The sequence below is a fragment of the Sandarakinorhabdus sp. genome, assembly GCF_040398665.1.
Taxonomy (GTDB): Bacteria; Pseudomonadota; Alphaproteobacteria; order Sphingomonadales; family Sphingomonadaceae; genus Sandarakinorhabdus.
In genome coordinates this window covers 36763-50363 of record NZ_JBBATQ010000016.1, presented here as the reverse complement: position 1 = coordinate 50363, position 13601 = coordinate 36763, and the positions used below count along the sequence as shown (strand labels likewise).

Annotated in this window: 11 protein-coding genes; 4 read left to right on the top strand and 7 right to left on the bottom strand. The window is 66.2% G+C overall.

What is annotated here, in order from left to right; all coding sequences use genetic code 11:
* Window positions 1-101 precede the first annotated feature (101 nt).
* The 3 genes from ABWP22_RS15540 (at window position 102) to ABWP22_RS15530 (ending at window position 2322) form a co-directional block, all read left to right on the top strand.
* Window positions 102-851, top strand: coding sequence for an electron transfer flavoprotein subunit beta/FixA family protein (locus ABWP22_RS15540; protein ID WP_353200901.1), 750 nt, complete (start codon window positions 102-104; stop codon window positions 849-851).
* Window positions 848-1780 (top strand): electron transfer flavoprotein subunit alpha/FixB family protein, encoded by a 933-nt coding sequence (locus tag ABWP22_RS15535; protein WP_353200900.1) that lies wholly within the window; start codon window positions 848-850, stop codon window positions 1778-1780. The genes ABWP22_RS15540 and ABWP22_RS15535 overlap by 4 nt, the downstream gene beginning before the upstream one ends.
* A 254-nt stretch (window positions 1781-2034) precedes the next feature.
* Window positions 2035-2322 (top strand): helix-turn-helix domain-containing protein, encoded by a 288-nt coding sequence (locus ABWP22_RS15530; RefSeq protein WP_353200899.1) that lies wholly within the window; start codon window positions 2035-2037, stop codon window positions 2320-2322.
* Window positions 2323-2952: 630 nt separating this feature from the next.
* Here the strand turns inward: ABWP22_RS15530 and ABWP22_RS15525 are convergent.
* Window positions 2953-3909, bottom strand: a complete 957-nt coding sequence (locus ABWP22_RS15525) for a stealth family protein (RefSeq protein WP_353200898.1) — start codon at window positions 3907-3909, stop codon at window positions 2953-2955.
* Between the two features lie 287 nt (window positions 3910-4196).
* Between ABWP22_RS15525 and ABWP22_RS15520 the strand changes: the two genes are divergently transcribed.
* Window positions 4197-6614 carry a penicillin acylase family protein gene (locus tag ABWP22_RS15520; protein WP_353200897.1) on the top strand — a complete coding sequence of 806 codons (2418 nt, stop codon included), beginning with the start codon at window positions 4197-4199 and terminating at the stop codon, window positions 6612-6614.
* Between the two features lie 16 nt (window positions 6615-6630).
* On the opposite strand, the gene ABWP22_RS15515 is transcribed toward ABWP22_RS15520, so the two are convergent.
* From ABWP22_RS15515 to ABWP22_RS15490, 6 genes are all read right to left on the bottom strand, one after another.
* A complete protein-coding gene (locus ABWP22_RS15515; RefSeq protein WP_353200904.1) occupies window positions 6631-7248 on the bottom strand; it encodes a YceI family protein in 618 nt (205 codons plus the stop codon).
* Window positions 7249-7353: 105 nt separating this feature from the next.
* Window positions 7354-8112, bottom strand: coding sequence for a nucleotidyltransferase family protein (locus tag ABWP22_RS15510; protein ID WP_353200896.1), 759 nt, complete (start codon window positions 8110-8112; stop codon window positions 7354-7356).
* Window positions 8109-9083, bottom strand: coding sequence for an aminoglycoside phosphotransferase family protein (locus ABWP22_RS15505; RefSeq protein WP_353200903.1), 975 nt, complete (start codon window positions 9081-9083; stop codon window positions 8109-8111). Before ABWP22_RS15505 ends, ABWP22_RS15510 begins: the two co-directional genes overlap by 4 nt.
* A complete protein-coding gene (tsaE, locus tag ABWP22_RS15500) occupies window positions 9080-9550 on the bottom strand; it encodes a tRNA (adenosine(37)-N6)-threonylcarbamoyltransferase complex ATPase subunit type 1 TsaE (RefSeq protein ID WP_353200895.1) in 471 nt (156 codons plus the stop codon). Before tsaE ends, ABWP22_RS15505 begins: the two co-directional genes overlap by 4 nt.
* On the bottom strand, window positions 9531-11513 hold the full coding sequence (locus ABWP22_RS15495) for a TonB-dependent receptor domain-containing protein (RefSeq protein WP_353200894.1): 1983 nt from the start codon (window positions 11511-11513) through the stop codon (window positions 9531-9533). The genes tsaE and ABWP22_RS15495 overlap by 20 nt, the downstream gene beginning before the upstream one ends.
* Window position 11514: 1 nt before the next feature.
* Window positions 11515-13569 (bottom strand): TonB-dependent receptor, encoded by a 2055-nt coding sequence (locus ABWP22_RS15490; protein ID WP_353200893.1) that lies wholly within the window; start codon window positions 13567-13569, stop codon window positions 11515-11517.
* Window positions 13570-13601 lie beyond the last annotated feature (32 nt).

Genomic DNA, 13601 nt, shown 5'->3' with positions numbered 1-13601 from the left:
TAAACTGCGGCCTTTGGCAGTCCAAACAAGCCGGCAGGTTGACTGGCGCGCGCCTGCGTTGCAAGCACGCTCCACCAGTGCAACCTTTGGAAGTGATGCATATGAAGCTGCTCGTGCCCGTCAAACGGGTCGTCGATTACAATGTCAAAGTGCGGGTGAAGTCTGATCAGACCGGCGTCGAGCTGGCCAACGTCAAGATGAGCATGAACCCGTTTGACGAAATCGCCGTCGAAGAGGCCATTCGGCTCAAAGAAAAGGGCATCGCCACCGAAGTGGTGGTGGTGTCTGTGGGCGTGCAGCAATGCACCGAAACGCTGCGCACCGCGCTCGCCATGGGCGCCGATCGCGGCATATTGGTGCTCACCGACGTGCCGACCGAATCGCTGGCCGTCGCCAAGATCCTTGCCGGCATCGTCGCCGAAGAACAGCCGGGCCTGATCATCCTGGGCAAGCAGGCCATTGATGACGACGCCAACCAGACCGGTCAGATGCTGGCTGGCCTGCTCGGCTGGGCGCAGGGCACCTTTGCCTCCAAGCTCGATCCGCAGGGCGACACGGTGAACGTCACCCGCGAAATCGATGGCGGCCTGGAAACCGTGGCGCTGAAGCTGCCGGCGGTGGTCACCACCGATCTGCGCCTGAACGAGCCGCGCTATGCGAGCCTGCCCAACATCATGAAGGCCAAATCCAAGCCGGTCGCCACCAAGAGCCCGGCCGATTACGGCGTGGACATGACGCCGCGCCTGACCATCACCAAGGTGACCGAACCGGCCAAGCGCCTGGCCGGCATCAAGGTGAAGAGCGTCGATGAACTGGTGGCGAAGCTGAAGGAAATGGGAGCCGTGGCATGAGCGTTCTTGTATTGGCCGAACATGACAATGCCGAACTGAAAGACGCCACGCTGGCCGCGGTGACGGCCGCGACGCAACTGGGCGGCGATGTGCATCTACTGGTGGCCGGTAGCGGTTGCGGCGCGGTGGCCGAAGCCGCCGCCAAGGTGGTGGGCGTTGCCAAGGTGCTGGTGGCCGATGATGCGGCGCTGGGCCAGGCCCTGCCGGAAAATGTCGCGCCGCTGGTGGCGGGCCTGATGGCCGGTTACGATGCGTTCGTGGCGCCGGCGACCAGCCGCGGCAAGAATATCGCCCCGCGCGTCGCCGCGGCGCTGGATGTCGCGCAGATTTCCGAAATCCTCAGCGTCGAAGGCCCGAACACTTTCACCCGGCCGATCTATGCCGGCAACGCCATCGCCACCGTCACCAGCAGCGATGCGAAGAAGGTGATCACCGTGCGCGGCACCGCCTTTGCCAAGGCGGCGACCAGCGGCGGCAGCGCCAGCATCGAAGCGGTCGGCAGCGGCAGCGATGCCGGCACCTCCAGCTTCGTCGGCGCCGAGCTGACCAAGTCGGCCCGCCCGGAACTCACCGCTGCCAAGATCATCGTATCCGGCGGCCGTGCGCTGGGCTCGTCGGACAAGTTCCATGAATTTATCGATCCGCTCGCCGACAAGCTGGGTGCCGCCGTCGGTGCCAGCCGCGCCGCGGTCGATGCCGGCTATGCGCCGAACGATTATCAGGTCGGCCAGACCGGCAAGATCGTCGCCCCGGAGCTTTACGTCGCCGTCGGCATTTCGGGTGCCATCCAGCACCTGGCCGGCATGAAGGACAGCAAGATCATCGTCGCCATCAACAAGGACGAAGAAGCCCCGATCTTCCAGGTCGCGGACGTCGGCCTGGTCGGCGATCTGTTCACGCTGGTCCCGGAACTGACCGGCAAGCTGTAAGCGCGCGCAAGCTGCGCTGCCAAGAGGCCGCCGCTTCGGGGAGGGAGCGGCGGTCTTTTTTGTTTGGGAGGCAGAGGGGCCTCCGGCGGGCAGGGACTCGTCCCTGCACCCGTTTGTTTGGGCTTGCCCTTCCTACCATCATTCCGTCATGCTGAACTTGCTTCAGCATCCATGGGAATGCGCTTCACCGTGCGCGCCTGTCGGGGCATACGCCCATGGATACTGAAACAAGTTCAGCATGACGAGCTTGCACAATGACTGCTTATGACAGCATCCGCCAAGGTCTGGCCGAAGCCCTCGACTTTGCCGCCGGCAAAGCGACTGGCGCGCAGGTGCACCAGGTGAACGTCACCCAAGTCGACGTTGCCGCCATCCGCGCCAGCACCGGCCTGTCCCAAAGCCAGTTTGCCCGCAGCATTGGCGTCGCCAAGGGCACGCTCCTCAACTGGGAACAAGGCCGCCGCCGTCCCACCGGCCCGGCGCAAGTGCTGCTGGCGATGATCGCACGGCGGCCGTCGCTGGTGGGAGAGTTGCTGCGGTAGGGAAAAGGAGAGGCCTCCGGCGGGCAGGGCCTGAGCCTCTGCACCCGTTTGTTTTCGGGGCCGTCCATCGTTTGGAGACGCCGTCATGCTGGCGAAGGCCAGCATCCACCGTCCCGCGAGCGCACGCGTGGCCAACACTGGACCCGGCCCCACCGTGGATGCTGGCCTTCGCCAGCATGACAAATGATAGACGACCATTATCGACTCCATTGCAGTCGATGGGCGTGACTATAATATCAAAGCTTAACAGCCATGCGTGTAGAGGGCCGTTATCGTGTGGTCAGGAGCCTTGAGCCCAGCTTTTCTTGCTTTCATGGTTGGACATCTGAATCGCCGCCGCTTGCGCCGAATCTGCATGGCGGTTCTGATTGTTTCGCCAATCATCGTGATGACGATTGGGCTGGCATTCGTTCCGCCTACGCCGCCGAGTTACTTGCTAGAGTGGCCGCGTGCCATGTCGATGGTCCTTCCGGCGCTGCTCATCTGGTGGTGCTCCGCCTTCGTCGGCTACTTCGTAGCGCGCTGGAGCGTCCGTTAACCACCCCATTTCTGCCATCAAGCACCGGCCAAAAACAAACGGGTGCAGGGTCCGCGACCCTGCCCGCCGGAGGCCCCCTTCTGCCTAACCCCTCAAGCCGCGATCGCGCGTTCGATCCAGGCGCGGGTGTCGGGGATGGCGGCTTCGACCTGGGGCAGATCGTTGACGCAGAGGAACTTGAACTGCGGTTGGCACGCGCGGGCGAGATAGGCGCGGACTTGCGGCAGCGGGTAATCCAGCACGGCGCCGGTGCGCAGGTGGAGGTGATCTTCGCCGTCGTGCAGCACGGCGATGCCGGCGGCGATGCAGGCGTGGTTGTGCAGGCCCTGCGGCAGGAATTGCGACACGCAGCGGAAGCGGTGGCCGAGGTTGGCCACGAACGCCGCGCGGTGCTGATCATAGAGGCGTTCCAGCACCGACCGGCGCAGCGGGTGGACAACGTGGGCGGCGCGGAACAGCCGATCCGCGCCAAAGCCCGCCAGCGCCGCGGCGTTGATCTGGGTGAGCGCGTTGAGCAGCGCCGGGTCATCGCGGCTGGCCGGATCGGCGGCGATGGCGCTCTGATCCACCCAGGCGCCGCGCAGCACCGGCGCCGCGCCCCTGAACACATCTTCGGGCGCCAGCGGCCCGGTCAGGAACACATCATCGTTGAAATAGATGAAGCGTTCGGCCAGGCTGGGAATGCGCCACAACAAGGTCTCGATGGCCAGCGAGTTGAAGGTGGGCAGCGCGGCTTCATGGCCGGCAAACAGGGTCAGGTGATCGACGATGCGCACCCGCGCCACCAGATCGGCGGGCAGGCGTGACAGATCGGGCATTTGCGCATCGGTGATGATCCAGATCCGCCCGATCCATGGCGCATGATTGGCGATGGAGCGCAGGCAATAGCCCAACTCGTCATTGCAGGCCCAGCGGTGCGGGTTGGTGGCATTGGCGTTGCGTGCCGCCTGCGGCTGATGGTGCTGACGCCGGGCGATATGGGCTGGATCGTCGCCATCGACCCAGGTGATGACCGCGTCGATACGCGCGTCGTCGCTGAAATTCTGCATTGGTCCCGTCCAGGCGAGCGTTTGGTCCGCCACGATAGAACAGGACGCGGCAGGCCATGGGGCCGGGCGTGTGACAAGTCAATGACAGGGGTGGGTTTGGAAGGGTTGCGGGGTTGCAGGCCCTGCTGTCCTACATCGGCAAAGCCTGTCATCATGGCGCGGCCTGGCGTGATGGCGTGAGGCGAAAAACGGGGCAATATATCGCTGAATCCCGCCGGATTCGGCAAAACCGGCAAAGCTGGGCGGGTGAAATGGCAGCGGGGGGCGGCATGGGTTTGGGGACATCGGTGAGGGCGAAGATCGGTTTGGCGGCCCTGCTGTGGGCGCTGTGTGGCCCGGCGGCGGCCGAACCGGTGACGATCCACCGCGATGCCATGGGCGTGCCGCATGTGTTTGCCGATACGTCGGCCGGGGTGATGTATGGCGCCGGCTATGCGCTGGCGCAGGATCGGCTGGCGGCGATGGAGTTGCAGCGGCGCGGCGGGGCTGGGCGGCGGGCGGAGATATTGGGGCCGGCGGCGGTGGCTGGTGACAAGACGGCGCGGGATCGCCGCCTGCCCGACGCCGAACTGATTCGCATGTATCAGGCCATATCGGCCGAGCATCAGGCGATGATGATGGCCTATGTCGATGGCATCAATCGCGCCGTGGCCGAGGTGCTGGCCGATCCCGAGCACAAGACGCCGATCGAGTTCAACCGCTGGGGCATCAAGCCCAGCCCATGGACGCTGATCGATTTCCTTTCCTATGTCGCGTCGGTGCCGGGCGGCCGTGATGCGCATGAGATCGAGAATCTGGCGTTTCTGAATGCGATGATCAAGCGCCACGGCGAAGTGGTGGGCCGGCGGATTTTCAATGATGTCGTGCCGGTCTCCGATCCGGATTCGCCCACGGTGATCGCGGCTGGCGAAGACCGGGCGCCGGCGCGGCCGCTGCCGGTGGACCGCCCAGAGGACCGTGCAGTGTCGCTGCGGGCCGGCGGCGTCGATTTGACCCGGTCGCCGGCACCGCCGCCCTCCGGCGAAGCGCCGACCGGTGCCAGCCGCTGCCTGGTGATCGGCCCGCAGAAATCCGCCAGCGGCAACGTGTTGATGCTGGAGGCCACCGCCGATGGCCCGGAAATCCACTTGCGCGGCGGCGGTTTCGATCAGGCCGGTTTCAGCTTCAATGCCTATGGCCCGCCGTTCATGGGGCGCGGCGTGCAGCATGGCTGGCTGCTCACGTCTGGCGTGGCGCAGGCCAATAATGTGTTTGCCGAGCGGCTGAACCCCAGGAACAGATATCAATATTGGTTCAAGGGCGCCTGGAAGGACATGGAACGGCGCACGGAGACCATCCAGGTGAAGGGCGCGGCCCCGGTGGTGCACGAGGTGGCGCGCACCGTGCATGGCCCGGTCATATTGTGGGATGCCGCCAACAATGTGGCTTTCTCCCACAGCTTCGCCATGCGCGGCCGGGAGATCGACAACTGGGTCGGCATTGTCGAGATGGGGCGGGCGCGCAGCATCGACGAGTTCGAGACCAAGGGCGTCAACCGCATGGGCTGGAATCTCGGCATCTGTTACGGCGGTGAAGATGGCCAGATTGCCTTCTGGGAAGCCGGCCGCCTGCCGAAATTGCCCGCCGGCGTGGATCCGCGCCTGCCGATTCCCGGCACCGGCGCGCATGAGTTGCAGGGCTATCTGACGCCGGCCGAGCAGCCGCATGTGCGCAACCCCAAGCAGGGTTTTCTGCACGCCTGGAACAGCAAGGCGACCAGTTGGAGCCCGGAAGGCACCGAGGCCCGCATCGGCGCGGCCTTCCGCACCTGGCCGGGCAATCGGCTTGCAGCATCGAGCCAGCCGATCACGCTGCTCGACATGCGGGCGTATAACGAGACCATTTTCCACGCGTTGGGGGCCAGCGACCGCACGCAGACGCATCCCGATTTCTTTGCCCCCTGGCTGCGGGCGGCGGTGGCGGGCAGCAACGATCCGGAGGTGCGCGAAGCCGGCGCGCTGATGCTGTCGTTCAACGGGCTGTACGAGGATCGCGACAACGATGGCCGTTATGACCATGTCGGGCTGACATTGTTCCGCCAGTGGCTGACGGTGGCGCCGGCGATGGTGTTTGGCGACAATATCGGGGACTGGTGGCAACGTGTCGATCAGGAGCGTTATCTGCGCTATCAGACCAGCCTGTTGCTGCGCGCGCTTCAGGGCGACAAGGCCGGCGCGCCGCTGGCCTTCGACTGGTTGCATGGGCGGGATCGCGACCAATTGGTGGCGGAGACGATCAAGGCGACGGTGAACCAGTTGCGCAGCCGGTTTCCGGGCCAGGCCATGGCCGATTGGAAACAGGCAATCTATTGGAAATATTATGATCCCGCCGCGCAGCGTCCTGACCGGCCCGCCCTGCCGGATGATCCCGATCCACCGCGCCTTTCGGCCATATTGAAACTGGGGCCGGTGATGGCCCCGCACAATGGCGGCGAAGGCTGGGTGGGCCTGATGGAGATCGCGCACGACCAGCCGGCGCTTTATTCCGTGGTCGATGCCGGCGGGCAGAGCCTGTTCATCAACCCGCAGGGCCAGGGCAACCCGCATCTGACCGACCAGACGATGATGCACGAAGCCAATGAGTTGAAGAAGATCGTGATGCGGCCGGACGCGGTGCAGGCCGCCGCCGTGTCGCGCCAGACCATCGAATATGCGCCGGTGCGGTAATGGTGTCGGCGCGCGCTTACTTCTGGAACGCCGCTGCAATCTCCAGCTTCACCTCGTCGCCGACGATCGGCACGCCATAGCCCAGGCCGAACTCGCTGCGCTTGATCGTGCCGGTGGCGCGGAAGCCGATGTTTTCCTTGCCGCCCATCTGCGGCGGCGTCTTGCCGGCGCCATAGAAGCTGACGTTCAGGGTGATGGGCCGGGTGACGCCGTTGAAGGTGAAATCGCCGGTCAGCGTGCCGGTCTCGCCGTTGGTCACCAGTTTGGTCGAAACGAAGCGCGCATCGGCCGGGGTGGGGCCGAAGAAGTCGGGTTTGCCGCCCTCCTTGGCGGGGCGCAGCAGATGGCCGGTCAGGCCGGCGCTGGCGGTGGTCACCTTGGCGACCGGGATGGTCACGTCCAGCCTGGCGTTGTTCGGCTGTTTGGGATCGATGGTCAGGCTGCCGGTGACGCTGCCGAAAATGCCGGTGTAGGGGGTGAAGCCGAGGTGATCGAGCGTCCACATCACCAGCGTATGATCGGGATCGGCGCTGTAGGTGCCGCCGCTCACGGCTGCGAGATTCTTGGTGCCGGGCACCTGCGCCGTCGCCGCCGAAGCGAGCAGGGCCATCGCGATCATCCAGGCAGTGCGCATCATCAATCTCCATGGTCTGAACCGCGCAGGGGTCTGCCCGGTTCCTTGTCACGATGGATAGCCGAAAACTGCGCGCCGCGCCTACCGCTAATCGCGGTGGCTGCCTCAGGCCTCGGCAAGCAGCACTTCCGTCTCGCCGATGCTGGCCGGGGTGCCGACGTGGAACCACAGGCCGGGGTGGGACAGGCCGAACATGCGGCCCTTGGCCAGCGCCTTGTTCCAGGCGCGCCACATGGTGAAGGGTTCGGCCGGCTCGCCGTCGAACAAATGGCGGGCGATGATCTGCAGACCCGAATAGACGAAGGGCGCGACCTTCAACCCGCCGTGCGGGGTGAGCTGGCCCAGCCCGTCCATGTGGAAATCGCCGCGGCCGTCATAGCCGTGGGCGCGGGCCAGCGGCACCAGCAGCAGCAGGGCGTCCATCTCGTCGGGGTTCCAGCGCGCCGCGATCAGGCGCAGCGTATCGACCGGGCCATTGATCCACATATTGTCGGCATTGATGGTGAAGAAACTGTCGCCGCGGATCAGCGGCAGCGCGTTTGCGATCCCGCCGCCGGTTTCCAGCAGCAGGGCACGCTCATCGGACACGTCGATGCGGGCGGGGTGCTGGCGGGATTTGACGGCGGCTTCGATCTGATCGGCGAAATAATGCGCGTTGACCACGACATGCTCGATCCCGGCAGCAGCAACGCCATCGAGCGCGCGATCGAGCAGGCTGCGCCCCGCCACTTCGATCAGCGGCTTGGGGCGGGTGGCGGTGAGCGGCCGCATGCGCTTGCCCAGGCCCGCCGCCATCACCATCGCCGTTTCGGGCAGGGTGCAGGTGATGGTGGGGCGCAGGAACAGCGGCAGCGGGGTGGTCATGCAGGCACCTCCACGCCATGCCGGGCGCTGGCCGGCACATGCGTATCGAACCAGGCCTTCACCGGGGCCAGCGCCGGATGTTCGAGATTGGCGTTCACCATCTGCCAAAGCCGCGGGTGATACAGGGGATAGGCAGGCTTGCCATCACGGACATAAAGTCGGGTGAACACACCCAGGATCTTGATGTTCCGCTGTGCCGCCAGAATGGCATAGGCAGTGCGAAAGGCTGCTTCGTCCAGTTCGGGCCGCGCCGCGACATAGCGGGCCAGCATCGCCGCCTCCAGTTCGGGCGATACGGTGCGGCGGATATCCTGCAAAAGGCTGGCCAGATCATAGGCAGGGTGGCCGGCCAGCGCGTCCTGAAAATCGAGCAGCCCGAGGCGCTGGTGGCCGGGGCGATCGAGCAGCATCAGATTGTCGGCGTGATAATCGCGCAGCACCAGCACAGGAGGGTGGGTGAACAGCGCCGGCCACAGCGGCGCCCAGGCGGCATCATGACCCGAAGCCTCGACCAGACCGACCGCGGGCAGATACCAATCGGGGAACAGCCGGGCTTCGCGCAGATATTCGGCTTCGCTGTAGGGCGGCACATCGGCAGGCGGGTGCTGGTGCAGTGCAGCGAGCAGATCGACGGCGGCGGCGTAAATCTCGTGCTCGGCACCCGGATCTTCGGCCAGCACCGGATTGACGCGGGCATCGCCGAAATCCTCCAGCAGGATCAGGCCCTGCTCCAGATCGGCGGCCATTGCCTGCGGCGCGGAAAAGCCCAGCGTGTCGAGATGCTTGCCGATGGCGAGAAAGGGCCGACTGTCTTCCTTGTCGGGCGGCGCGTCCATCAACACCGCGCTGCGGGTCCCCAGCGTGACGCGAAAATAGCGGCGGAAACTGGCGTCGCCAGCCAACGGGCGCACGGCCGCGCCGCCCCAGCCATGGGCGTTGAGGAAGGCGCCGGTGCCGGGCGGCGGAATCATGGTTGCAAGGGTGGCCACCGGCCTTCCCAAGCCGGGGGCGCGTCCCAAGTCAAGGTGCGGGGTGCATCACCGCTGCCGTCGAGGCGCAAGTGCAGCGCTGCGGCCGGCAGCCGGGCCCCCAGCCGCTGCGGCCATTCGATGATCAACGCGGCATCGGTTTCAAACAGGCCAAGCGCGTCGGCCTCGGCCGGATGGTCGATGCGGTAGAGATCGACATGCCACACCGGCACAGCGACATCGGGCGGATCATAGGCCTGCACCAGCGTGAACGTGGGCGACGGCACCTCGCCGGCCCAGCCCAACGCCTGGATGATGCCGCGGGCCAGCGTTGATTTGCCGGCACCGAGATCGCCATGCAGCGCCACCACATCGCCTGCGCGCAGCACGGCGGCGATGGCGGCGGCCAGCGCGGCCGTTGCAGCCGGCCCGGCAAGCACAATGGCGGGTTCAGAAATCGAAGGTGACATAGGCTTGCGCCAGTCTGCCGGGAATGGGGCCATAGGCGCCCGCGCCGCGCAGATCATGGGCTTCGACATCGAACAGGTTGCTGATCTGCACGCGCAGCAGGGCATTGTTGCCCGCCATCTTGAACCGGTACCGCCCGCCCAGATCGACGATGCTGCGCGCCGGTATGGCCACGCGGTTGCTGACCGTGGCGGTTTCGGAACTGCGCCAGGCCAGCCGCGTGTCGAACGACAGGCCCGGCGCGAACGGCGGCCGCCAATCGGCGCTGAATTCGATCCGCTGGCTGATGGCGCCCACCGGGCGCGGGCCGATGGCGCCGCCGGCCACGACGCCGGGGCCCGATACCTTGGGCCACAGCCACACGCCGCCGGCCACGATGCTGAGGCTTTTGGTGAGCGGCCCGGCGACGGAGGCTTCGACCCCGCGATTCACCACATCGCCCAGCACGTCGAATCGGTTGTTGGCATCCAGATTGAAATAGGGCTTGGTGATGTCGAACACGCCGGCCACCAGCTTGATCTGATCGGTGAGCGCCCAGCGCAGGCCGGCATCAAACTGGCGGGTGCGGATCGCGGGCAGGGCCTCGTTGCGGTTGGCGGCATTGCCCGGCGCGATGCCGCTTTCTTCCAGGCCATTGACGGTGCCGGCATAGATCACCAGCGCATCGGTGATATTGGCGGCCAGCGTCACGTTATAAAGCAGCAACCGGTCATCGGTGGCCTGCACGCCGCCGGTGGGAAGGTCGATGCGCTTCTTGTAATCGGTCCATTGCAGGCCGGCGGCGACTTCGCCCACGCCCAGCCAGCGGCCTTCATAGGCGATGCCGCCGGTGAGCTGTTTCACGTCGTCGAATTGCTGCTGGCCAAATCGGAACAGCGGTTCCGGCACCTTGCTGGGCGTGTCGATCTGCACCGGGCCGAGTTCCAGCGTGTCCGACCCGCCAAAGCGGCGATCGCCGCTGCGGCCACGCACGGCAAAATGGATCTGGTGCCGGCGTGGGCCCTCATCGATCTGCCGGGTCAGGCGCACTTCGCCGGAGATCGAGGCAAAGGCCAGGCGCGGATCGACGATGACCCGCTGGGTGCCGGTGCGGCCGGCAACCAAGCCGCGCACCAGATTGGTCATCTGGCGTTCGCGGTTGCGCGACGATCGGAAGAGGCCAGCGCGCAGCAGCCATTCTGGCGCCACCTGCCAATCGGCCAGCACGCCGATATTGGCATCAAGGCCGGTGCCATTCACCCAATCCGGGCCAAAGCGCTGCCGGCGCGGCAGCAGAGGCGGCAGATATTCGCCTGCCGTCTGAAATGTCAGGCGGTGATCATCCAGCGATTGATGCAGCAGGCTGACAAACGGGATCAGCGTGACGCCCGGTGCCGGGTTCCAGCGCGCGATCAGCGTGCCGCCGAAGCTGTTCTCCCGCGTGGCGTCGGGCCCGCTTTCAAAGCGCATTGACGCGCCGAGCCCGAGGCTCAGACGGTCATCAACCGGCAGCACGGCATCGGCTTCGGCGTTGGTGGTGCCCCAGGCGTCGGCCGCCAGCAGCGCGCTGGCGGCGGCCTGATTGCCGGGCCGGCGGAAGCCGAAGTCCACCAGCCCGGTGGGGGCCGGGAACGGGCTGCCCAGTGCAGACAGGCCGACGCGGATGGTGGTGGTGCGGCTGATGCGGGTGCTGGGCGGCACGACGGGATCGAAATACAGGCCATCGATCCGCACATTGCCGGCAGCGATCGGCGAAAAGCCGCGCACATTCATCTGGTTGTAGATGCCGATCACTTCGCGGCCAATGGTGCTGCCAAAGGCATCGCCGGCCTGGCGCACCGCATTCTCGGCGGCACGGTCACCGGTGGCGGCAACAGCGCCGCCGGCCGGCGCGGTTTGCGCCAGCGCCGGCGCCGCCAGCAATAGAGGCAGCGCCGCCAGCAGCAGCGCAAGGCTGGCGAATGCTGCCGGAGCGGGACGGCGCATGTCAGAAATCGACGGTAAGATAGGCCTGGGTGACGCGGCCTGGCAGCACCGTGTAGGCGTTGGCGCCGCTGCCGCGCAGCTCGAAGCCCTTTTCGTCGAAGACATTGGTGGCCTGGATGCGCAGCACCGCATCATTGCCGGCCAGCTTGAAGCGGTAGCGGCCACCAAGATCGATCAGCGTGCGGGTTGGCACCGAGACCAGATTGTTGACCGTGGCAATTTCCGGCGAACGGTAGGACAGGCGCGCGTCGAACGACAGGCCGGGCGCGAAGCCAGGCCGCCAATCGGCCGACACGTCCACCCGCTCGCTGATGGCGCCCACCGGCAGCCGGCCGACCAGCCCGCGTGTTACCGCATCGCCGGTCACCTTGGGTCGCAGCAGCACGCCGCCGGCCACAACCGACAATTCCTCGGTGATCGGGCCGGCGATGCTGGCTTCGATACCGCGATTGATCACCTCGCCCAGCACATCGAAGCGGCCGGCGGTGTCCAGATTGAAATAGGGCTTGGAAACCTGGAACACCCCGGCGATCAGCCGCATCCCGCCGCCCAGTGCGATGCGCACCCCGGCATCGAGCTGGCTGGTCTGGATCGCCGGCAAGGCCTCGTTGCGGTTGGCGGCGATGTTGGGGGCGACGCCCGATTCCTCCAGGCCGGTGACCGAGCCGCCATAGAGCGAGATGGCCTTTGTCACCTGCACACCGACCGTGATGTTGTAGAGCCAGGGGCTGGCATCGGTGGCGGTGATCGCGCCAGGCAAGCCGATGCGCTTGCTGTAATCGCTTTTCTGGACGCCCACCGACAGTTCGCCGACGCCGACCCAGCGGCCTTCATAGGCGATGCCGCCTGTCCATTGCCGGACATTGTCCTTCTGCTGCTCGCCGAACTTCAGCACCGGCGGCGGCACATCCGGCGCGACAGTCAGGATGTTGATCGTGCCCAGCGAAATCGAATCGGATCCGCCGAAACGGCGATAGCCCTGGCGGCCGCGCACCGTGACATGCAGCTGGTGCAGGCGTGGGCCGTCCGCGATCCGCCGCGTCACCCGAACCTCGCCGCTGGTCGCGGCGTTGTAGAGCGTGGGATCGCCGGTGATCGTCTGCTGGCCGATGCCGGCTGGCGACGTGAGGCGCACGACATTGGCGAACTGGTCGCGGACCACGCGCTGTGATCGGAACAGGCCGGCGCGCACCAACCAATCCTTGCCTATCGTCCAGTCGGCGATCAGGCCGGCGTTGATTTCGGTGTCGCCGCCGCGCGACCACCACGGGCCGAAGAACTGGCGGCGCGGCAAGGGCGGCGGCAGGAAATTCCCCTGCGGGATCGAAAGCGGGCCGTGATCGTCGATCGTGGTTTCGCGCACGTTGACGAACGGGAGCAGGCTGAACGCAGCGCTGGGCTTCCATTCGGCGATGAAGGCGCCTTCATAGCTGTGGTCGCGGGTCTTGTTGAAGCCGTTTTCCAGCACGGTGCCGGCGCCGAAACCGATGGACAGGGTGGAATTGACCGGCAGGCTGGCATCGAACTCGGCGGTTGGCGTGTGCCATGTGTTGTACCCGATCAGCACGCTGGCCGCCGCCTCGCGCCTCGGTCGGCGCAGGCCAAGATCGACGATGCCGGTTGGTGCCGGGAACGGGCTGCCCAGCGCCGACGGGCCGACGCGGATCGTGGTCGCCCGCACCAGCCGGCTCGATGGCGTGACGATCGGATCGAAATACAGGCCGTCGATGCGGACATTCCCGGCAACGACGGGCGAGAAGCCGCGTACCCGTTCCCGGCTGTAGAGACCTGACACTTCGCGGCCGATGCTGGTGCCGAACGCATCGCCAGCCTGGCGGACGGCATTTTCAGATGATCGGCTGCCGGTGGCGGCAACAACCGCGGCGGGCGGGGTCAGGTCTGGCTCGTCGGCCGGGGGAAGCGCCACGGGCGGCGCTGTACTGTCGTTGGGCGACACGGGGGGCGGCAATGGCTGTGCGGCCGCGGCCGGCCCGGCCAACCCCATGATCGCAAGCGCCAGCAAACTGGCAGGTGTGGCGAATTGTCCCCCGTACATGATCTGCCTTTGGCCAGCGTTGGCCGCCAAGT

What these genes read in the sequence shown, in the direction of transcription:
- ABWP22_RS15540 (WP_353200901.1), top strand. Translation starts at nt 102, where the DNA reads ATGAAGCTGCTCGTGCCCGTCAAACGGGTCGTCGATTACAATGTCAAA.
- ABWP22_RS15535 (WP_353200900.1), top strand. Translation starts at nt 848, where the DNA reads ATGAGCGTTCTTGTATTGGCCGAACATGACAATGCCGAACTGAAAGAC.
- ABWP22_RS15530 (WP_353200899.1), top strand. Translation starts at nt 2,035, where the DNA reads ATGACTGCTTATGACAGCATCCGCCAAGGTCTGGCCGAAGCCCTCGAC.
- ABWP22_RS15525 (WP_353200898.1), bottom strand. Translation starts at nt 3,909, where the DNA reads ATGCAGAATTTCAGCGACGACGCGCGTATCGACGCGGTCATCACCTGG.
- ABWP22_RS15515 (WP_353200904.1), bottom strand. Translation starts at nt 7,248, where the DNA reads ATGCGCACTGCCTGGATGATCGCGATGGCCCTGCTCGCTTCGGCGGCG.
- ABWP22_RS15510 (WP_353200896.1), bottom strand. Translation starts at nt 8,112, where the DNA reads ATGACCACCCCGCTGCCGCTGTTCCTGCGCCCCACCATCACCTGCACC.
- ABWP22_RS15505 (WP_353200903.1), bottom strand. Translation starts at nt 9,083, where the DNA reads ATGATTCCGCCGCCCGGCACCGGCGCCTTCCTCAACGCCCATGGCTGG.
- tsaE (WP_353200895.1), bottom strand. Translation starts at nt 9,550, where the DNA reads ATGTCACCTTCGATTTCTGAACCCGCCATTGTGCTTGCCGGGCCGGCT.
- ABWP22_RS15495 (WP_353200894.1), bottom strand. Translation starts at nt 11,513, where the DNA reads ATGCGCCGTCCCGCTCCGGCAGCATTCGCCAGCCTTGCGCTGCTGCTG.
- ABWP22_RS15490 (WP_353200893.1), bottom strand. Translation starts at nt 13,569, where the DNA reads ATGTACGGGGGACAATTCGCCACACCTGCCAGTTTGCTGGCGCTTGCG.